The organism is Bacillus sp. AP50, from assembly GCF_040492675.1.
Classification (GTDB): Bacteria; Bacillota; Bacilli; order Bacillales; family Bacillaceae_G; genus Bacillus_A; species Bacillus_A cereus.
In genome coordinates this window covers 1-19,364 of sequence record NZ_JBEUTW010000004.1, presented here as the reverse complement: position 1 = coordinate 19,364, position 19,364 = coordinate 1, and the positions used below count along the sequence as shown (strand labels likewise).

Below are 19,364 nucleotides of genomic sequence, written 5' to 3'. Positions count from 1 at the left end.
TACTGAAATAACTCATTTTTTTATTATGAAATCGTCGAATGAGAATGCTGATAAGCAGAACGACGCACAGCATAATATATGCGAGGTGCGATAATAGCACCGATAATTGTAAATGCAATATCTTTTACTGCAAACCACATCATAATCATCCAAGCAGCTTTATAGCTCATATTACCGCCCATAAAGAGATTGACTGCCCCGTACATGTAAGTAGTACCGATTATATAAGTTAAAATAATTCCTGTGAAAGAGGCAATTGCAAATGTAATGAATGTTGGTCTTTCTTTTTGTTCTACTAGTTTTCCGGATACGTAAGCAACGATAATAAATGCGATAATAAAACCACCAGTAGGATCTAAAAGTGCTCCAAATCCAGCTTTGAAGTTAGCGAAGATTGGTGCGCCGGCTACGCCAACGAGCATATATACAGTCATGGATAAGGCACCAAGTCTACTTCCAAGAAGAAGACCTGCTAAAATTGCGAAAAATGGTTGCATAGATAATGGGATGCCTGCTACTTGAAGGAATGGTGCCCAAGATACAATATTTGCACCGATTGCCATAAGAGCAACGAACATGGCAGCTAATGCTAAATCTAAAACATGAAATCTCCTCATAATGTTAACCTCCTGTTGTTTTTAGGTTAACATTATCGTAGCGAAAATATTTACTTGTTGTCAATCAAAATATTTTGATAAGAAGGCTTTAAATAGTCTCTTAGCAACGTATATGGAATACGAAATTGCGGAATTCCACTTGAATAGGGAGCAATCTCATATAAAGGGAAATAAATGACGAGATTGTCTGGCTCTAAAAAGAAGTGGAATTTTTTCATACTCATTACTTTTTCAGTTGCATCAGGAAAATAAATGCTTTCATTTTGTTTAATTTGTCGTACAATCTCCGCACGGATTACATCTTTATATTTATCCTTTTGTTCAAATAAATCGTCTAAGTGCAGTACCTTTTTTTCGTTTAAATCGAATGTATTTGCCTTCCACGTATAAAGACCGTGTGCTCCGCCAGTATATTGATAGTAATTCACATATAGGCTAAGAAAAGGTGGTTTGTTTAAAGAGACTTTATAATCAACATTTGCTACGTACGGATGAAATGGTGTACTAGATCCTTCTGTCTCTTTATAATATTTTTTTGCTTCTTTTTCTAATTTGGTTTTAAATTTGTCAGTGGATTTTTTGTAGTATAAATTGAGTTTATTTTGAAATTTAGAGTCAGAAAATTCGTGAAAAGAAGGCCTGTTTATTTGATATTCTATATAAGGTTTCTTACCTTTTTGCGTTACAGTCTTAACATCGATTGTCAGGTTAGATGCTTTGGCTGTTATTGCACAATTTGGTACAATAGTCAGCAAGGAGAACATAAGCAGTAATATACAAAATTTCTGTTTCATTTAGGTGAAGCCTCCTTATATAAGTGTTATAAGTAGTTTGAAAATAAATAGGTAAAATTATACATTTAATTAAAGTAAGAGAAGGGGGAAGCGATATGGCAAAAACTTTAATGGATTCACTTGGAATTGAGTTGTTAGAGATGACAGAAGATAAGGTGGTTGCTACGATGCCTGTTGATGAGCGTACGCATCAGCCATTTGGATTTTTACATGGTGGTGCATCGGTTGCATTAGCAGAAACAGTGGCAAGTGTTGGTTCATATAATTTAATTGATCAAGAAAAATGTATTTGTTTCGGATTAGAAATTAATGCGAACCACATTCGCTCAAAGAAAGATGGAATTGTAACAGCGATTGGAACACCAATACATAGAGGACAATCGACAATGGTTTGGGATGTTCGCATTATTGATGAAAATGATGATTTACTATGTATATCAAGATGTACAGTAGCAATTAAAGAAAAACGTGAAAAATAAAAAAGAGGCGCTCTTATGAGCAGCCTCTTTTTCTTATAATTAGAACTGGATTTTCTTCTCTAAGAAACCTTTTAGTTCGCTAATTGGCATACGAACTTGTTCCATTGTGTCACGGTCACGTACTGTAACAGCTTTGTCTTCAACTGAGTCGAAGTCGTATGTGATACAGAATGGTGTACCGATTTCGTCTTGACGACGGTAACGTTTACCGATAGAACCAGTTTCATCAAAGTCTACCATGAAGTCTTTAGCTAATTCTGCGAATACTTCAGTAGCACCTTCAGATAGCTTTTTAGATAATGGTAAGATAGCTGCTTTGTATGGTGCTAAAGCAGGGTGGAAACGAAGAACTGTACGAGAATCGTTTTCTAATTGCTCTTCTTCATATGCATCACATAAGAATGCTAATGTTACGCGGTCTGCGCCTAAAGATGGCTCGATGCAGTATGGTACGTAACGCTCATTCGTTTGTGGATCGATATAGTTAAAGTCTTCGTTTGAGTGTTCCATGTGACGTTTTAAGTCGAAGTCTGTACGAGATGCAACGCCCCAAAGTTCGCCCCAACCGAATGGGAATTTGAATTCAATGTCAGTTGTTGCATTACTGTAGTGAGATAACTCTTCTTCACCGTGGTCACGAAGACGCATGCTCTCTTCAGACATACCAAGTGAAAGTAACCAGTTTTTACAAGTTTCACGCCAGAATGCGAACCACTCTAAATCTTCACCAGGCTTACAGAAGAATTCAAGTTCCATTTGTTCAAATTCACGTGTACGGAATGTGAAGTTACCAGGTGTGATTTCGTTACGGAAACTCTTACCGATTTGGCCGATACCAAATGGAAGCTTTTTACGCATAGAGCGTTGAACGTTTTTGAAGTTTACGAAAATACCTTGTGCTGTTTCAGGACGAAGGAAGATTTCGTTTGTGCTAGACTCTGTAACACCTTGGAATGTTTTGAACATTAAGTTGAACTGACGGATTTCAGTAAATTCTTCACTACCGCAATCAGGACATTTTACTTCATGTTCTTTCATTAAGTCAGCCATTTGGTCGAAAGTAAGACCGTCAACAACCATTTCGATGCCTTTTGCATCTAAAGCATCCTCAATTAATTTGTCAGCACGGTGACGAGCTTTACATTTTTTACAGTCGATCATTGGATCGTTGAAGTTACCAACGTGACCAGAAGCGATCCAAGTTTTAGGGTTCATTAAAATAGCTGCGTCTAAACCAACGTTGTGTGGAGATTCTTGAATGAATTTTTTCCACCAAGCTTTTTTAACATTATTTTTTAATTCGATTCCAAGTGGACCGTAATCCCAAGTGTTTGCAAGACCACCGTAAATTTCAGAACCAGGGAAAACAAAACCGCGATGTTTCGCTAAGTTTACAACTTGTTCCATTGAATACATAAGAAAATCCTCCTTTTGAAAGTTAACGTATTGGCGATGACATACTCTGATACTTTGGAAACGGGCAGTATATGTTAAAAAGAACATAAAAAAACGCTCATCCCAAGGCTTATTTGCCTAGGGACGAGCGTTTGCCCGCGGTTCCACCCTAGTTGATACACAAAAGGTGCATCCACTTTATCATGTATTGCTCAGGACTGCCGTTTCCTTGCGGCTTCAGGCTTTCACTATCCCTGAATCGCTTTTTATGCAAGTACTTATAAGTCCGTCATCGCTACTTATATTAATAATAATGAACATATTCTAACACGTTCTTTTTTAAATCTCAATAGAGGAACGCGTCTATCTATGATAGAGTCTCGCCTATTTTTTCGTTATTTATTCGGTAATTTTGTTTAATATGCTTAATTGCTTCGCGCTTACTTAATGGAGCGAGCTCATTGTTTTGCACGTATTCCCAAACTACATCCGGATTTGTTTTTGCATATTCACGAAGGACCCAGCCAATTGCTTTTTGAATGAAAAATTCTTTTGAAGAATGTAGTTGTCCAATAATCCAGAAAAGAAGTTCTTCATCCATCTTTTGTTTATATTTGAGTTGGAATAAAATAGTGGCACGTTGTAACCAAATGTTATCTGATGCAATCCATTTTGGGATATAGGCAGAAATCAATTCTGGATGTTGTAAAAAGATATTACCTAAAAATGTAGGTACGATGCTATCGACAGTGTCCCACCAAGATTTTGTTACAATCAATTCTTCTAAGAAGGGGATATGTGTTTCGTTTATATGCTTTTTATATTTTTGCATAATATCAAGTGCAGCCGCTTGGAATTCACGTTCTGGTAAGTCCCAAAGTTCAAGTACGATAATTTGGAAGTCTCTTTTATCTGGGAGAGTATGTATTTGAATGATGTCTTTTAATAATTGGCGTCTTTCCGGTGTTTGAATACCTAGAAATGGGAAGTGATTTTTCATATAACGAGCCATAGGTTCTGCTTTTTCAAGATTTTGATGAGCTGTAAAATGCTCTTGTAATGCTTTTACAAATGGATGCATACGTGTTTCTCCTCTCTTATTCTCTTTCTTCTCTTATTATACAAAGAGTTTGGATAAATTTTAAAACATAACTTGCAATGTAATGAAATATGTTGAAAGTAGAGAGGAGAGGATAAGATGGAGGATCAAGGCGTACTAGCAGGTTTCTTTGCTCTTAGTTTTGCGTTTATTCTTGTTATATTGATTTGGGCAATTATTTCATATTTGTTAACGGCTTTTGCACTTTATTCGATGGCGAAAAATGATGGTGCAACGGACGGGGTGCTTGCGTTTATTCCGTTTTTGAATAGTAAGACGTGGGGGGACTTAGCGAAAGATAAATTACCAGATTTTTTGAAAGAAGAAGCAGGGTGGAAAGTATTCGGCATATATGTTGCATGTTTCATTTTTAATTTCGTACCAATTATAAGTTTACTAGCAACAGCTGTATCGATTGTATTGTCCATTTATCTTATCTACGCTATTTTAGACAGATACGGAACGAACTCTATATTATTTACGATTATTCATGTAATCACATTTTCGGTGTTCTTACCGATTCACTTATTTATTATTCGAAATGAACCGGTGAGATATAAAGAGTAGATTTTTCATTTTTGTTGATAAGTAGCTATAAGTAAAAAAGCGCCCTGATTATCAGAGCGCTTTTTCTACTACATAAGGTAGCGTAAATAAATATAAATGTGAGAAATGATTAATGAAACGATCATAATTGGGAAACCGACTTTTAGGAAGTCCATGTAACTAAATTTATGTCCTTCGCGGCTCGCGATACCTGCAACGATTACGTTAGCAGAAGCTCCGATTAATGTTCCGTTTCCGCCCAGACAAGCACCTAGTGCTAATGCCCACCATAATACATCGATTTGTGCGTCAGATGGTGATAAGCCTAGCCCAACTGCCATATCGTTAATAAGTGGAATCATTGTTGCGACGAATGGGATGTTATCAATTGTTGCAGAGGCGATACCAGATACCCATAAAATAAGGATGGATGCGTAAGAAATATCTCCGCCTGTTATACCAATTACTTTTTGAGCTAACATTTTGATAAGACCGATATCGATAAGTCCTCCAACAAGTACGAATAACCCTGCGAAGAAGAAGATTGTTACCCACTCTACGCTTGCAAATACTTCTTCAATTTCATGCTCTTTCACACCAATTAACATAAGTACAGTAGCACCAGTTAAGGCGATAATAGCGGCATCGATATGGAAAATAGAATGAGTCATGAAACCTACAATCGTAAGTCCAAGTACCGTTAAAGATTTTTTCATTAATACTGGGTCTTTAATGTATTGTTTTTCATCTAAGCTCATTAATTTTTTAACTTGTACAGGATCGGCAATTAATTGTTTGCGATACATGAAGTAAAGTATTATCGCTGTAACTGCAATAATAATAATTACAATAGGTGCTAGATTCAATAGGAAAGCATTGAAGTCTAAATGCTTATTTGCAGAACCAATCATAATGTTAGGTGGATCACCAATTAATGTTGCTGTTCCTCCAATGTTTGAAAAAATAATTTCAGAAAGTAAATAAGGAACAGGATTTACTTGCAGTATGCGCGTAATAGATAAAGTAACTGGAACAACAAGAAGTACAGTTGTAACGTTATCTAAAAATGCGGAGCCAAGCGCGGTAAGTAAGGAAAGTGAAATTAAAATTTTAATTGGATTTCCTTGTGCCCCTTTTGCTGCTTTAATGGCAACGTATTGGAAGACACCTGATTTACTCGTAATGTTCACCAAAATCATCATACCGATGAGTAGCGTAATCGTTCCCCATTCAATATGTTTCGTAAAGGCGTTATGTAAATCGACGACCCCCACAATTACCATGAGTGCTGCACCAAGAAGTGCGATGACAGCGCGATTAATTTTTTCAGAAATAATAATGGCATATGTAATTAAAAAGACTGCGATAGCAAAATAATACTGCCAGTTAGCGAGTTCTTGCGTTGTTTCGTGCAAAAATCTCATCTCCTTTCATTCACTTTTTCTTAGTGTGTCAAAAATGCTCTAGAAGAAACACACATAACGTCATTATAAAGTAGGAAAATGGCGGATGTAAATGAAAGGAGAGATTTTGTCATATTTTCTGCATAGGTCATTTTTTCTTATTTTTTAAAATATTTGTGGGCATTTGACATATATATAAGATACATCCAATCTGAATATTTAAAATGGAATTAGCATTCGAGCTTGTTCGTGTAGGAGTGTCAAATAGAAAGGAATGACAAAAATGATAAGGAAGGGATCGTATGGATGAACAACGATTTTTATTTTTAGACTTTGAGTTTACGATGCCCCAGCATAGAAAGAAACCGAAAGGATTTTTTCCAGAGATTATTGAGGTAGGACTCGTTTCAGTTGCTGGCTGTAAGGTAGAAGATACGTATTCATCACATGTTAGGCCGAAAACATTTCCCTCTTTAACGGATCGATGTAAGAAGTTTTTAGGAATAAAACAAGAAGTCGTGGATAAAGGGATTTCATTTCCTGAACTCGTTAAGAAGCTTTCAGAATACGAAACGAAATGTAAACCGACAATTGTAACGTGGGGAAATATGGATATGAAAGTGCTGAAGCATAATTGTGAAATGGCAGGGATAGCTTTTCCATTCTTCGGACAGTGTCGTGATTTATCGCTTGAGTATAAGAAGTTTTTTGGAGAAAGAAATCAAACAGGATTATGGAAAGCAATTGAGGCGTATGGAAAAGTAGGGACAGGGAAGCATCATTGTGCGCTTGATGATGCAATGACGACGTACAACATTTTTAAACTAGTAGAAAAAGATAAAGAGTATTTAGTAAAACCAGCACCTCCAACATTAGGAGAACTTGTTGATTTTTCAAAAGTGTTAAAGAAAGTGAGCACACAGTAACGACCAAATTGCACATTATGTAATTTGGTCGTTTTGTTTTTTAGAGTTTGTAGTCTTTCTTTAACTGTTCTAATGTTTCTAGACTACGCTCTGCAAAAGGTGAATCATCTTCAGAAAATGAATTCATTTGAGTTTCTAATGCTAATTTTAGTGAATCTGTATAATCCGGAATTTCTCCTTCATATTTCTTCACCATTTGTTCTGGAATGTTCGTTTGCTCACGAAAAGCTAAAGCACGTCTTTCGTGGAAAAATGGTACGTCAGCTTGTTTTACGTTATGTAAGTCACCTTGCACCGGATGTTTTAAAACAGCTAATACTTTTACGACGTAACTGCCAGGGCGGCTATTTGTAACCTCGCCAATGTATTTTCCTGTTTTATAAATACCAGTAACGATTTCACCAATTTCAAATGTTTCTCTCATATTTTTCACCTCAAGTTTATAGTAAGGAAAGTGAGGGAAGGAGTCAAAGAAATCCTTCGTTTTCAGAACGCCCCTTGAGAATATGGGTAGGTTGCACTATAATTTAAAATGATATAACAGAAAATTCTGATGTTTTTCGAATCCTATAATAAGGAGTGTTCCGTATGATGCCTTTATATTTTCCGGAAGATAAAACAGAATATATTATTCCGGGGATTGTTTGTGTTCTATTTATCATCGGTGCGATTGCTACGTGGCGTATGTTCATTCGTGTATCAAAACGAGAAGCAGAGCGATTACAGAAAGTTGAAGAAAAGCTGTTAGCTGAAAAGAAACAGTAACTCATTTTTGTATGTTTCCCTCTATGCTCGGACAATCTAAGGGCAGAATATATTTTGGAGGGAATAAAATGAAAAAACGGCTTTTTTTCAGTTGTTGTTTACTATTTCTGATGGCAGGTTGTGACCAAGGAAAGCCGAAAGAAATTGACGTGAAATTACATAATGCTTCAGGTGATGAAGTGGGGACTGCGAAAGTAACTCAGCAAACAAGCGGAGTGAAAATTAAGATTAAAGGGGAAGGTTTCACGCCAGGACCACACGGACTACATGTACATGAAATCGGAGAGTGTAAGGCACCTCGTTTTGAATCATCTGGGAATCATTTTAATCCAGATGATAAAAAGCATGGACTCCTTAATCCGAAGGGCGCAGAAAACGGTGATTTACCGAACGTAGTTGCAGATGGTTCTGGAAAGATTAAAGCAGAAATCGATGCACCTCACATTACACTTGAAGAAGGGAAAACGACGATTCATAGAAAAGATGGAGCGTCTATTATTATTACAGAAAACCCTGATGATGGTATGACTCAACCGACAGGTAAATCAGGGGATCGAATTGCTTGTGGCGTAATTGTAAAAAAAGCATCGGATATGAAGAAAAAGTAAAAGCTACCGTGAATGGTAGCTTTCTTTGTGAAATGTAATTGAAAATATATCAGCGATTATTGGAATATATCGACTGTAACTCAAATTATATCGGCGATTATTGGAATATATCGACCGTAACTTGAAATATATCGACTTACCGACAAAATATGACAAAGGAGTCTGCCCCAAGAATGATTCGGGACAGACTCCTTTCTTATTATGAAAACGTATGACGCAGTCTGTTTAAAATTTCTTCTAAAACAGATCGTGGACAGCCGATGTTAATTCGAATATGTTCTTCGCCACCTAACCCGTATTTCTCACCAGGTTCAACGATGATTTTTCCTTTTTCCTCAAGTAGTGCGGTACGCTCGTTTTGAGAAAGCTTTAGACGAGAACAATCAATCCATAATAAAAAGCTACCTTCTGGCTTCGTTACGGAAAGAGCAGGTATGTGAGTTTTAATATATTCACAAGCAAATTGAGCATTATCTTCTATATATAATCGAATTTCGTTTAGCCAATCATTACATTCTGTATAGGCGCTTTGCATCGCTGTATAAGCGAAGATATTTAACCCGTGGAAGCCTTGTCTGTACTGGATAGCTGTAAAGGCATGACGGAGCTTTTCGTTTGGAATGATAATGATCGACGCTTGTAATCCAGCGATATTAAATGTTTTACTTGGAGCCATGCAAGTGATAGTGCGCTCTGCTAATTCTTCAGATAAGGAAGCGAACGGTGTATGTGTATGGTCTGCATAAATGATATCGGAATGAATTTCATCCGCCACAACGATTACGTCATATTTAGTACATAACGATCCGAGCTGCACAAGTTCCTCTTTCGTCCAAACGCGTCCGATTGGGTTATGAGGGCTACAAAGAAGCATGAGTTTGATGCCTTGCTGAAACTGCTTTTCTAAATGCTTGAAGTCTATCACATATGTATCATTTTGTTTCTGTAATGGACTCACGCATAACTGCCTGTTGTTTGTTGTGACCATTTCGAAAAATGGAGGATAAATAGGTGGTTGTACGAGAACAGATTCGTTTTCTTTGGTGAAAGCCTGTATGCTCGTACTAAGAGCTGGAACGATTCCGGCGCTAAAGACAATCCATTCTTTTTGAATATCCCAGTCGTATTGTTGTTTTGCCCAGTTACAAATAATATCTCCAATATTTTCGGGAGGAAGTGTATAGCCAAAAATCGGATGTTCGATTCGTTGTTTTAAGGCAGTTTGAATTGGTTTTGATACTTCAAAATCCATATCAGCAATCCAAGCATGGATAAGTTCTTCGTTTTTATATGTATCCCATTTTGTGCTATGCGTTCCACGTCGATTGATTGCTTTATGAAATAGTTGCATAAGTTTGCTCCCTTCTTCTGTAAAACCAATAAGTTATGAAAGTTCTCTCTCTTCTTATAGAATAGCTGATGTGATAGGATAAAGAAAAGTATTAAAAAGTGAAAAGGCGGGAAGCGAATGGGTACATATGAAAAGATGATAGAGGTTGTGAAGAATTGGGATCCGTTTCAAATGGGACCGGAGTTTTATGAAACAGAAGCGAGCGATGTTGTGAGCGTCATAAGTGTGTTTGACGATCCAAAATATATCGCAAAGAAGATTCAACATATATACTTTATGTCTTTTGAGGAAGTACCTGCGCTTGAAAAATGTGAGAAATTAGCTGTGGAATTACTTGTAATAAAAGAAGGCGGAAGCTGTTCATTATAGGCTGTCGGGATTTCCGACAGCCTTTTTTATATTATCCCGCTATTTGCTGGGTAGTAAGACCTTCACCTCAAAATTTAGCGGAAGCAAAGAAGTTAGGTGGAGGCTGATTAAAGTTTCATTTTATTGCGCGGAAAAAGCGATAATTTCTTCATAAACATGTTCAGGCTTTTCTTCAGGTAGTAAATGTCCTGTATTTTCGTAAGAAATAAATTTTGAATTCGGTAAATCTTTGTGTAGACGATGACCTACATGTACAGGGACGACGCGGTCTTTTTCACCCCAAATGAGTAGGATAGGTGTTTCGATTTTTTGTAATTCAGTTGAAGATAAGTCACCTTCACGGTCTCGTATCATGCGAGTTAAAGCGGGAAATATACGGTCGTCATAAAAAGGAGCGGAGTAACCTTTTTTCATTTCATCGTCAATTAATGAGTGATCATGAACGACATTCATTAAGTTATGAACAATGCCGCGCCTTATAATCCAGTTCTTTACGTATAAATGAAAGAACGGTAAATAAGAAGAGTATAGTAAAGGTAAGGTTGCGCGCGCTAAATAGCTCGAGCTACATAGTAAAATCGTCTTTGAAATGAGTTCAGGACGTATACGGTTTACATAGAGAGAAATTTGCCCACCCATAGAATGCCCAACTAATACAATGTTTGAGAGAGATAAATGTTCAATTAAATCAATAATAATCGTTGCTAAATTGTGATAAGAATACTTAAACAGATGAGACTTATCACTTTTTCCGAACGGTGGCAAATCAAGAGCAATGACTGTTCCTTCCTTCGATAGTAAAGGAATTAGACGGCGGTAACTGAATGAGGAAGATAAAAAGCCGTGAACGAGTATGAAAGTAGGACGTTCTGTTTTATTATCATGTTCATACAATTCGTAATGAACAGTAGTGCCGCGAGTGGAAAAAGTGAAATAAGGACAAGTATATTTATGATTCATTTTTTGTCACTCCATTGATTTTTGTTCATATCATCTCCAAGGAAGAAGAAAATATGTTAACAAAAAAAGGCAAGATGACGATGTCATCTTGCCTTTCGTTTATTCAGTATTACCCGCGAACAATATTAGGCGGTGTTTTTCCTTGTAACCCTGCAACTAAATTTTCAGCGGCGGTCATGGCCATTTGCTGACGAGTTTTTAATGTTGCAGATCCGATATGTGGTAAAGTCACAACATTTTGTAATGATAAGAGTGGATTATCTTTTTGAATCGGCTCTTGTGTAAATGTATCGATACCTGCTGCAAAGATTTTCTTTTCTGTTAAAGCATGGATTAACGCTTTTTCATCTACTGTTTTGCCGCGAGAAGCATTAATGAAGATTGCTGTCTCTTTCATTAATGAAAATTCCTTTTCTCCGATAAGGTGATATGTTTCATCTGTTAATGGAGTAAGAAGAACAATAAAGTCAGACTGATTCAGTAGCGTCTGTAAATCACAATATGTAGCATCGAATTTTTGTTCAGCTTCTTCTTTACGACGGCGGTTATAGTAAAGAACATTCATATCAAATCCGAATTTTGCTCGTTTTGCAACGGCTTCTCCAATTCGGCCCATACCGATAATACCAATTGTGCTATGGTGTACATCTAGTCCGAAGTGTTCTTTTCCGATTTCAGCGTTCCATTCACCATTTTTCACGTAAGAATCGAGTTCGCAAACGCGGCGCCCAGCTGATAGCATAAGGGCGAAAACGAGATCAGCTACTGTATCATCTAATACGTATGGTGTATTTGTTCCGATAACATTTCGGTTTTTCATCGCTTGTAAATCAAAATTATCGTAACCGACAGAAATGTTGCTCACTACTTTTAAGTTAGGAGCTACTGTCAGTAATTCTTCATTAATAGCAGATCCGAAATTTAATAACCCATCTTTATCTTGTATTTTCTCTAATAGAATATCACGAGGTACTTTCTCATTTTGATCCCATTTTTCATAATCACAGTGTTCTGATAAATAGTTTTCTACAAATGTTGGAACTGGTTCAGCAATATAAACTTTTGGTTTCACGGTTCCATCCCCTTTCGCTTTATCCCGCATTTTTCCGCTGATTAAAGTTTCACTTTATTTTGACATAATTCAATAGAAAAATCTTCTTTTCAAACTTGAAAGGGTATTTGTATAATTTAGACACAAACGAAAAGGAAGGATGATTTATATGGTGACAGAAAAAGAATTAGAATTATTAGCTTGTCTTGAAAAGAGTAGTCGATTATCTGTAGATACATTAGCGAAGCTGTTAAATATAGAAGTAGAAGAAGTAAAGAAGATGGTTGCGAGATTAGAAAATGAAAAGATTATTGTGGATTATGTAACACATATCGATTGGACGAAAGTGAAAGAACATACAGGTTTAACGGCAATGATCGATGTGAAAGTTACGCCAAAGCACGGCGTTGGATTTGATGCGGTTGCTGAGCAAATTTATCGTTATTCAGAAGTGAAATCCGTTTATTTAATGTCAGGGACATATGATTTTTCTATTACATTAGAAGGGAAAACGATGGGGGAAGTAGCGATGTTTGTTTCTGAGAAATTAGCAACAATTGAATCTGTCGTTTCTACAACTACTCATTTCATTTTGAAGAAGTATAAACATGAGGGTGTTATTTATGAAAAAGACGATGATGATAAGCGAATTGTGGTGACACCATGAAGCAATTTGAACTATCTAGATCAGCAGAATCTTTAAAACCATCTGGTATTCGAAAATTTTTTGATTTAGCAGCAAATATGAAAGGTGTTATTTCCCTCGGGGTAGGAGAGCCAGATTTTGTTACCCCTTGGAATGTAAGGCAAGCATGTATTCGTTCTTTGCAACAAGGGTATACGTCATATACAGCAAATGCAGGATTATTAGAGCTCCGTCAAGAAATAGCAAAGTATCTAAAAAAACAATTTGCAGTATCTTATGACCCAAGTGATGAAATCATTGTTACAGTTGGAGCGAGCCAGGCGTTAGATGTAGCGATGCGCGCCATTATAAATCCTGATGATGAAGTGCTCATTATTGAACCAAGCTTCGTTTCTTATGCACCACTTGTGACATTAGCTGGAGGAGTTCCGGTTCCTGTGGCGACTACTTTAGAAAATGAGTTTAAAGTACTACCAGAACAAATTGAAGCAGCTATTACAGCGAAAACAAAGGCGATTTTGCTTTGTTCACCAAATAACCCGACAGGTGCAATGCTAAATAAATCCGAGCTTGAAGAAATAGCAGTGATTGTTGAGAAGTACAATCTAATTGTATTATCTGATGAAATTTATGCAGAGCTTGTATACGACGAAGTATATACAAGTTTCGCGAGTATTAAAAATATGCGTGAGCATACGATTTTAATTTCGGGATTTTCAAAAGGGTTTGCGATGACAGGATGGCGTCTCGGTATGATTGCAGCTCCTGTTCAATTTTCAGAATTAATGCTCAAAATCCATCAGTATTCAATGATGTGTGCACCGACGATGTCTCAGTTTGCAGCACTTGAGGCGTTACGGGCAGGGAACGATGAAGTGATTCGAATGAGAGATAGTTATAAGAAGCGTCGTAACTTCATGACGAAATCTTTCAATGAAATGGGTTTAACGTGTCATGTGCCAGGCGGAGCATTTTATGTTTTCCCTTCTATATCTTCAACAGGATTATCTTCAGCGGAATTTGCAGAACAGTTATTGCTGGAAGAAAAAGTGGCTGTTGTCCCTGGTAGCGTATTTGGCGAAAGTGGTGAAGGTTTTATTCGTTGTTCTTATGCAACATCGCTTGAACAACTTATGGAAGCAATGAAGAGAATGGAACGGTTTGTAGAGAATAAAAAAAGGACAAAACGTAATACGTTTTGTCCATAAAAGGGGGGGAATACTAGAAAGCCATGTGTTAGTATTCTATCCCAATATTGGATAATTATACTTCTTTAAGGGAAATTTTTCATGAATTTTGAATGAGTTCTGTCATAGTGGTATAATTTACTAATATAAGGTATACGCATTCTAGATAACGTTATCTAGAATGCGTACTAACCAATCGGATATTTAAAATAAATATATCTGCTTTGCTCTCTATAATTGTAGAGAGAATGGTAAACGTATGGGAGTGTTTCATATGTCAGAACAATATACAACAGGAGTGGTTGTAACAGGGAAAGTGACTGGAATTCAAGATTACGGTGCGTTTGTAGCGTTAGATGCAGAAACACAAGGGCTTGTGCATATATCTGAAATTACAAATGGATATGTAAAGGATATTCATGACTTTTTAAAGGTCGGCGATACAGTAGAAGTAAAGGTACTTTCAATTGATGAAGAGCACAGAAAAATGAGTTTATCGTTAAAAGCGGCGAAAAGAAAACAAGGAAGGATTCTTATACCGAACCCATCTGAAAACGGATTTAATACGCTGCGAGAAAAGTTGGCAGAATGGATTGAAGAGTCCGAGTTAACAAAGTAAAAGAGGAACGCATATGAGCGTTCCTCTTTTACTTTATCTTATGATATATATTTGCAAATATGATTGCATGCAATCATATTCGTATGTCGGAGGTGAAAGGACATACTGATTATCGAATTTCGTTTGTTTCTGGGTGCGTACCAAGATTTTCAGATGGTTTAAACAGTAAACCAAGGTTGATAAGCCCAGATATACCAACGATGCCGTAAATAATACGTGCAAGAGCTGAATTTTGTCCACCGAAAATGGCTGCTACTAAGTCAAACTGGAAAAACCCGATTAGTCCCCAGTTCACAGCGCCAATTACAGTAAAGACTAATGCGATACGTTGTAAAGTACTCATGAAAAAGCCCCCCTTAATTGTGAAGCATGAGCAAGCGAAGAGTTAATTAACTCTTTTATAGAATGGGGTAGTTATGTTGTTTTTATACATAAAAAATGTTTGAAAGAAGATGTATATACATCTATACCGAAAAATGCGAATTTTTATGCAAAAAATGAACTTTTTCTAAAAAATATATATTGGTTACGTTTACAATGTTTGAATCGCTTGATTTACAACTTCAGTTTCGCTAAAGTGAATACAGAAATACATATCCATAATTGGAGGGAAAAAGATGAGTACACATGTAACGTTCGACTATTCTAAAGCGTTATCCTTCATCGGTGAACATGAAATCACTTATTTACGTGATGCAGTGAAAGTAACACATCACGCAATCCACGAAAAAACTGGAGCTGGGAACGATTTCCTTGGGTGGGTAGACCTTCCGCTTCAATATGACAAAGAAGAATTTGCTCGCATTCAAAAATGCGCAGAAAAAATTAAAAATGACTCTGACATTTTACTTGTTGTAGGTATCGGTGGTTCTTACTTAGGAGCACGTGCAGCAATCGAAATGTTAAACCATTCTTTCTACAACACGCTTTCTAAAGAACAACGTAAAACTCCACAAGTGCTATTTGTTGGACAAAACATTAGCTCCACTTACATGAAAGATTTAATGGACGTATTAGAAGGTAAAGACTTCTCTATTAACGTTATTTCCAAATCAGGTACAACAACAGAGCCAGCACTAGCATTCCGTATCTTCCGTAAGTTATTAGAAGAAAAGTATGGAAAAGAAGAAGCTCGCAAACGTATTTATGCAACTACAGATAAAGCGCGTGGTGCATTAAAAACATTAGCTGATAACGAAGGTTACGAAACATTTGTTATTCCAGATGATGTTGGAGGTCGTTTCTCTGTATTAACGCCAGTTGGTTTATTACCAATCGCAGTAAGTGGCTTAAATATTGAAGAGATGATGAAAGGTGCAGCTGCTGGTCGTGATGACTTCGGAACATCAGAACTAGAAGAAAATCCAGCTTACCAATATGCAGTAGTTCGTAACGCTTTATACAATAAAGGAAAAACAATTGAAATGCTTGTTAACTATGAACCAGCACTTCAATACTTCGCTGAGTGGTGGAAACAGTTATTTGGTGAAAGTGAAGGAAAAGATCAAAAAGGTATTTTCCCATCTTCAGCAAACTTCTCAACTGATTTACACTCATTAGGTCAATACGTTCAAGAAGGTCGTCGTGACTTATTTGAAACAGTCCTTAAAGTAGGTAAATCTACACATGAACTAACAATCGAATCAGAAGAAAACGATTTAGACGGATTAAACTACCTTGCTGGTGAAACTGTAGACTTCGTAAACACAAAAGCATACGAAGGTACATTACTTGCACATAGCGACGGGGGAGTACCAAACTTAATCGTCAATATTCCTGAATTAAATGAGTACACATTCGGTTACCTTGTATACTTCTTCGAAAAAGCATGTGCGATGAGCGGCTACTTATTAGGCGTGAATCCATTTGACCAACCTGGAGTAGAAGCATATAAGAAAAACATGTTTGCTTTACTTGGTAAACCAGGATTTGAAGAATTAAAAGCAGAATTAGAAGAGCGTTTAAAATAATAAAAAGCGACCGCGGTCGCTTTTTATTATTTTATCGAAAAGTCCATCAGTATATTCAAACTAAAGTGGGTATGCTAAAGGAAAAGTCTAGGAGGGATGGGCTTGATTCCGATTCAATCAAATTTAGAAGGACGTACATATGCGTTATATAAGTTAGAAGAGATTATGAAACCACTTGGATATAGCATTGGTGGTAATTGGGATTATGATAAAGGATGCTTCGATTACAAAATCGATGAAGAAGATGGGTATCAATTTTTACGAGTGCCATTTACAGCCATTGATGGAGAACTAGATGTACCAGGCGTAATAGTTCGTCTTGGAACGCCGTATATTCTTTCGCACGTATATCAAGACGAACTAGATGATAATGTGAATACTTTAACAGCTGGAACAAGTGGAATGGATCAATTTGCTGAGCCGAAAGATCCAGATGGAGATGTGAAAAGAAAATATATCAATATTGGGAAAGTGCTCATGCAAGAATTAGAGCGTCATTTTACTAATGGTGAATAACAATGAGTATGTCGCTTTCAATGAGAACAAAGGAATGAACTGGATTAATCATATATTGTTCGTCGCGCTTTATACCTAGTAAGAGAATGTTTTGCTTTAAAAGAGTATAGCTACAATTGGCAAAAGTTTGTCCGGTGCAGGACGATGGAAGCTCCATCAGTTGTAATTTATTATCAGAGATTTCGTCGTAAAGTGAAAATAGTACACCTGAAATGGAAGGGAATAAAAGAGAAGCGGTAAATACATAGCTCGTTAATTTATTTCCTTCTATAATTTCTGACACGCCAGCTCTCGTTGCATTTTGTATTTGTTCAGAAGTAAGAAGTTCAGCGATGCAGTGAATGTTTGGGTTGAGCCCTTTTGCAGTTAAAATATTTAAAATGGACTGTGTATCCGCTAAGCTTTCGTTTTTTTCTTTATCAGCTGTTATTAATATGGTGTGTGCCGTTGCAATATTAGCCTTTAATAAAGTTTGATCGTGATGCGGACAACCTTTTATAAATTCTAAATGATGAAATGGTTTTGGGAGTAAAGAAAGTGTTTCATCAATTAAAACGATATCAAGGTTTGGTTGTAATACGTGCATTTGCTTTACAACATGTTTTGCGCGCTCATTCCAGCCAACGATAATCATATGACCGTTAGAAGTAGCGGCTTCTTCACCTTTAATTTTCATATATTGTTTATTAATCATTTCAGTAGCAAACAGCACCATATAATAAGAACAAAAGCCAGTTCCTAATAAAATAATACTTATACCTATTAGTTTTCCTATCGTCGTATGGGGAGCAAAGTCGCCATATCCAACTGTAAAAATGGTAACGATTGACCACCAAATTCCGTCAAACCATGTAGTGAAATGAAAAGGTTCTAATCTATGTATAAGAAAACCGGAAAAAGCAGTCAGTACAATAATAAAACAAATTAAACGAAAAATAATGGAATCACGAAATGTATCTACTAAATTCGGACGGGATTTCAATTGCCTATTCCTCCTTACTTTGTAGGACTACATTCATTGTTGCCATTATAGAAAAAAGAAAAACTCTCTAATTAAAGAGAGTTTGTTTTACGTTACATACTTTCCACTTCAGTTTGTTGGACACTTTCAAGATGCTGGAGAGCATAGTAAACATCAGCGGTATGTCTTTTTTGATCAATGGACAGTTTAAGATGTAAATAGTGAGAACCGTTTTCTAATGTTTTAAGCTTCATATTCTTAACTTTTATATCCATTTCTTTTATTTCTTCAATTACGATTGGGATATTGTCCATATTTCGTACAACAAGTTTCACAGCGATATCACGTTGACGAAATGATCTAGGGCCTACATATTTCATTGCGAGTGGTATAAGTTCGACACTAATCATAAGGAAACACATTCCGAATATCGCTTCAATATAGAATCCGGCCCCAACAGCAATACCAATACCAGAAGCACCCCAGATCATAGCGGCAGTCGTGAGCCCTGCAATGCTATCGTTGCCTCTTCTTAAAATTACGCCAGCACCTAAAAAACCAATTCCTGATACAATTTGAGCGGCAAGTCGAAGTGGATCCATATTCATATGATCGGTATGTGGTAAGTTATAAGCTGCTTTAATAGAAACAATCGTTAGGAGGCAACTAATAATAGAAATAACTAAACACGTTTTTAAACCAAGTGGTTTCCGTTTTAATTCGCGTTCTAAACCAATGGCAAATCCTAAAATAGCCGAGAGACCTAGTTTGATTAATAAATCGGTATAGTCCATATATATTCCTCCTTGTATGATATGCTATATGAATAAAACGCTTATTATAGAAAGAAACGTCTTTTGATAGAGTAACTTTATATAAAATATATGTAGGAATTGCTCATACATGAAAGAGATATTTCGTTTAAGTATATGATATAAAAAAAGAAATGTGGGCAGTTTTAAAAAAAGTTTATAAAAGGTGTTGCATTTCATTTTTCACCATGATATATTAATAACCGTCGCTGATGCGGAAACGCAGAAAACGACAAAAAAGAAATTGAAAAACTTAGTTGACATCGAAAAACGAAGATGTTAACATAAGG

Annotated in this window: 23 protein-coding genes; 11 read left to right on the top strand and 12 right to left on the bottom strand. The window is 36.5% G+C overall.

Features of this window, described 5'->3' with window-relative positions; translation table 11 throughout:
* Window positions 1–23: 23 nt before the first annotated feature.
* A complete protein-coding gene (locus tag ABWK52_RS00660; RefSeq protein WP_001252163.1) occupies window positions 24–617 on the bottom strand; it encodes a biotin transporter BioY in 594 nt (197 codons plus the stop codon).
* 50 nt (window positions 618–667) lie between these two features.
* Window positions 668–1,411, bottom strand: coding sequence for a DUF3298 and DUF4163 domain-containing protein (locus tag ABWK52_RS00655; protein ID WP_000810318.1), 744 nt, complete (start codon window positions 1,409–1,411; stop codon window positions 668–670).
* Window positions 1,412–1,506: 95 nt separating this feature from the next.
* Between ABWK52_RS00655 and ABWK52_RS00650 the strand changes: the two genes are divergently transcribed.
* Window positions 1,507–1,890, top strand: a complete 384-nt coding sequence (locus ABWK52_RS00650) for a hotdog fold thioesterase (protein ID WP_001140612.1) — start codon at window positions 1,507–1,509, stop codon at window positions 1,888–1,890.
* A 39-nt stretch (window positions 1,891–1,929) separates the two neighbouring features.
* Here ABWK52_RS00650 and ABWK52_RS00645 read toward each other — a convergent pair whose 3' ends face one another.
* Together ABWK52_RS00645 and ABWK52_RS00640 are read right to left on the bottom strand one after the other, a co-directional pair.
* Entirely contained in the window at window positions 1,930–3,306 is a 1,377-nt protein-coding gene (locus ABWK52_RS00645; RefSeq protein ID WP_000287147.1) for a glycine--tRNA ligase, read from the bottom strand.
* Window positions 3,307–3,652: 346 nt separating this feature from the next.
* Window positions 3,653–4,366, bottom strand: coding sequence for a DNA alkylation repair protein (locus ABWK52_RS00640; protein WP_087875860.1), 714 nt, complete (start codon window positions 4,364–4,366; stop codon window positions 3,653–3,655).
* A 117-nt stretch (window positions 4,367–4,483) separates the two neighbouring features.
* Here ABWK52_RS00640 and ABWK52_RS00635 point away from each other — a divergent pair, with 117 nt between their 5' ends.
* A complete protein-coding gene (locus ABWK52_RS00635) occupies window positions 4,484–4,951 on the top strand; it encodes a hypothetical protein (RefSeq protein ID WP_000390061.1) in 468 nt (155 codons plus the stop codon).
* Window positions 4,952–5,019: 68 nt separating this feature from the next.
* Here the strand turns inward: ABWK52_RS00635 and ABWK52_RS00630 are convergent, their stop codons facing one another.
* The gene (locus ABWK52_RS00630) at window positions 5,020–6,345 is read right to left on the bottom strand and encodes an ArsB/NhaD family transporter (RefSeq protein ID WP_000545231.1); all 1,326 of its coding nucleotides are present in this window, start codon (window positions 6,343–6,345) and stop codon (window positions 5,020–5,022) included.
* Window positions 6,346–6,635: 290 nt separating this feature from the next.
* Between ABWK52_RS00630 and kapD the strand changes: the two genes are divergently transcribed.
* Window positions 6,636–7,259, top strand: coding sequence for a 3'-5' exonuclease KapD (kapD, locus tag ABWK52_RS00625; RefSeq protein WP_000344358.1), 624 nt, complete (start codon window positions 6,636–6,638; stop codon window positions 7,257–7,259).
* 40 nt (window positions 7,260–7,299) lie between these two features.
* On the opposite strand, the gene ABWK52_RS00620 is transcribed toward kapD, so the two are convergent.
* Window positions 7,300–7,683 carry a kinase-associated lipoprotein B gene (locus tag ABWK52_RS00620; RefSeq protein ID WP_001209340.1) on the bottom strand — a complete coding sequence of 128 codons (384 nt, stop codon included), beginning with the start codon at window positions 7,681–7,683 and terminating at the stop codon, window positions 7,300–7,302.
* A gap of 164 nt (window positions 7,684–7,847) precedes the next feature.
* On the opposite strand from ABWK52_RS00620, the gene ABWK52_RS00615 reads away from it, so the two are divergent.
* Both ABWK52_RS00615 and sodC read left to right on the top strand, forming a co-directional pair.
* Window positions 7,848–8,024: a hypothetical protein gene (locus ABWK52_RS00615; RefSeq protein WP_000982757.1), complete on the top strand. Its 177-nt coding sequence runs from the start codon at window positions 7,848–7,850 to the stop codon at window positions 8,022–8,024.
* Between the two features lie 68 nt (window positions 8,025–8,092).
* Window positions 8,093–8,632: a superoxide dismutase [Cu-Zn] gene (gene sodC / locus ABWK52_RS00610; RefSeq protein WP_016110873.1), complete on the top strand. Its 540-nt coding sequence runs from the start codon at window positions 8,093–8,095 to the stop codon at window positions 8,630–8,632.
* Window positions 8,633–8,831: 199 nt separating this feature from the next.
* Here sodC and ABWK52_RS00605 read toward each other — a convergent pair whose 3' ends face one another.
* The gene (locus ABWK52_RS00605; RefSeq protein WP_098542421.1) at window positions 8,832–9,983 is read right to left on the bottom strand and encodes a MalY/PatB family protein; all 1,152 of its coding nucleotides are present in this window, start codon (window positions 9,981–9,983) and stop codon (window positions 8,832–8,834) included.
* 117 nt (window positions 9,984–10,100) lie between these two features.
* Here ABWK52_RS00605 and ABWK52_RS00600 point away from each other — a divergent pair, with 117 nt between their 5' ends.
* A complete protein-coding gene (locus ABWK52_RS00600) occupies window positions 10,101–10,352 on the top strand; it encodes a YugE family protein (protein ID WP_000537645.1) in 252 nt (83 codons plus the stop codon).
* Between the two features lie 120 nt (window positions 10,353–10,472).
* Here ABWK52_RS00600 and ABWK52_RS00595 read toward each other — a convergent pair whose 3' ends face one another.
* Both ABWK52_RS00595 and ABWK52_RS00590 read right to left on the bottom strand, forming a co-directional pair.
* A complete protein-coding gene (locus ABWK52_RS00595) occupies window positions 10,473–11,312 on the bottom strand; it encodes an alpha/beta fold hydrolase (RefSeq protein ID WP_001015858.1) in 840 nt (279 codons plus the stop codon).
* Window positions 11,313–11,421: 109 nt separating this feature from the next.
* Window positions 11,422–12,414, bottom strand: a complete 993-nt coding sequence (locus tag ABWK52_RS00590) for a 2-hydroxyacid dehydrogenase (protein ID WP_098295335.1) — start codon at window positions 12,412–12,414, stop codon at window positions 11,422–11,424.
* A 118-nt stretch (window positions 12,415–12,532) separates the two neighbouring features.
* Here ABWK52_RS00590 and ABWK52_RS00585 point away from each other — a divergent pair, with 118 nt between their 5' ends.
* From ABWK52_RS00585 to yugI, 3 genes are all read left to right on the top strand, one after another.
* The gene (locus tag ABWK52_RS00585; protein ID WP_048564190.1) at window positions 12,533–13,030 is read left to right on the top strand and encodes an Lrp/AsnC family transcriptional regulator; all 498 of its coding nucleotides are present in this window, start codon (window positions 12,533–12,535) and stop codon (window positions 13,028–13,030) included.
* Window positions 13,027–14,217: an aminotransferase gene (locus ABWK52_RS00580; protein ID WP_000808540.1), complete on the top strand. Its 1,191-nt coding sequence runs from the start codon at window positions 13,027–13,029 to the stop codon at window positions 14,215–14,217. Before ABWK52_RS00585 ends, ABWK52_RS00580 begins: the two co-directional genes overlap by 4 nt.
* Window positions 14,218–14,470: 253 nt before the next feature.
* The gene (gene yugI, locus ABWK52_RS00575) at window positions 14,471–14,815 is read left to right on the top strand and encodes a S1 domain-containing post-transcriptional regulator GSP13 (RefSeq protein WP_000003764.1); all 345 of its coding nucleotides are present in this window, start codon (window positions 14,471–14,473) and stop codon (window positions 14,813–14,815) included.
* A gap of 109 nt (window positions 14,816–14,924) precedes the next feature.
* Here the strand turns inward: yugI and ABWK52_RS00570 are convergent, their stop codons facing one another.
* Window positions 14,925–15,158: a DUF378 domain-containing protein gene (locus tag ABWK52_RS00570; RefSeq protein ID WP_000105788.1), complete on the bottom strand. Its 234-nt coding sequence runs from the start codon at window positions 15,156–15,158 to the stop codon at window positions 14,925–14,927.
* A 274-nt stretch (window positions 15,159–15,432) separates the two neighbouring features.
* On the opposite strand from ABWK52_RS00570, the gene ABWK52_RS00565 reads away from it, so the two are divergent.
* Both ABWK52_RS00565 and ABWK52_RS00560 read left to right on the top strand, forming a co-directional pair.
* The gene (locus ABWK52_RS00565) at window positions 15,433–16,785 is read left to right on the top strand and encodes a glucose-6-phosphate isomerase (protein ID WP_000103658.1); all 1,353 of its coding nucleotides are present in this window, start codon (window positions 15,433–15,435) and stop codon (window positions 16,783–16,785) included.
* A 102-nt stretch (window positions 16,786–16,887) separates the two neighbouring features.
* Window positions 16,888–17,301 carry a YugN-like family protein gene (locus ABWK52_RS00560; RefSeq protein ID WP_000612334.1) on the top strand — a complete coding sequence of 138 codons (414 nt, stop codon included), beginning with the start codon at window positions 16,888–16,890 and terminating at the stop codon, window positions 17,299–17,301.
* Here the strand turns inward: ABWK52_RS00560 and ABWK52_RS00555 are convergent.
* Together ABWK52_RS00555 and ABWK52_RS00550 are read right to left on the bottom strand one after the other, a co-directional pair.
* Window positions 17,288–18,283 carry a potassium channel family protein gene (locus ABWK52_RS00555; RefSeq protein WP_000842320.1) on the bottom strand — a complete coding sequence of 332 codons (996 nt, stop codon included), beginning with the start codon at window positions 18,281–18,283 and terminating at the stop codon, window positions 17,288–17,290. The genes ABWK52_RS00560 and ABWK52_RS00555 overlap by 14 nt on opposite strands.
* 92 nt (window positions 18,284–18,375) lie before the next feature.
* Complete coding sequence (locus tag ABWK52_RS00550) at window positions 18,376–19,056, bottom strand: MgtC/SapB family protein (protein WP_000386676.1); 681 nt, start codon at window positions 19,054–19,056, stop codon at window positions 18,376–18,378.
* Window positions 19,057–19,364 lie beyond the last annotated feature (308 nt).